The organism is Bacillus sp. AF62 (assembly GCF_050312695.1).
Classification (GTDB): domain Bacteria; phylum Bacillota; class Bacilli; order Bacillales; family Bacillaceae_G; genus Bacillus_A; species Bacillus_A cereus.
Genome location: NZ_JBNPJZ010000226.1, coordinates 1 through 681, shown reverse-complemented (window position 1 = coordinate 681; position 681 = coordinate 1). Strand labels below are relative to the sequence as shown.

Sequence of the window (681 nt, the reverse complement as noted above, 5' to 3'; positions counted from 1 at the left end):
ATTCTTACGGACAATGTACAAGCTTTATTTACGAAGATTTACAGCGATAATATCAAGTTATCTAGAATGCGAAAAAAGTCTGATACACTCTCTTCTGATGTACATAACAAAAAAACACCCATTATTTTTTACAATTGGTTAGAAGATACTGGAACAAAAAATCCACCTACGAAGACAATAGACAGCTCTTTTGTTCCAGGTGTGTATTATCAAATATCTAAAGAAGATGCTGATGCAATGGGATTATATTAAATAGCTATGTATGAGCAAAGAAAATGGTTCATAATCTTTTTAACCTGTTTTAGATTTTGTCGATTACCTTGTTCTACATTTATACATATGGCATTACAAATTGCTTTTTACCAAAGGTGATTCATAAGGATTTCATCTATAGATAAGAATATAATTATCTTATAAATGCGTTACTACTATCCACTGTTTTTATGAATTGTATATGCTTTTTCCATAGGTACTTCCACATTTTTAAATAACTTGGTTCAAGAAACCAAAAACATATCATATATTGTCTTTGTGTTACAATTTCTATGAATTTGAAGGAGTGAAACAATGGCAACATTAAATGAGTTATATCCAGTTCCTTATAATACTCTCTCTTCTACAGCTTATAATAATTATACAATTATTCCAAATGAAGCAATAAAATTTGATGATCTTTTTAAA

Annotated in this window: 1 pseudogene; it reads left to right on the top strand. The window is 28.5% G+C overall.

Annotated features, from left to right (window positions below):
* Positions 1 to 252: pseudogene (locus ACQRBL_RS32465) on the top strand (cytosolic protein); the annotation flags it as partial.
* Between the last annotated feature and the right edge of the window lie 429 nt (positions 253 to 681).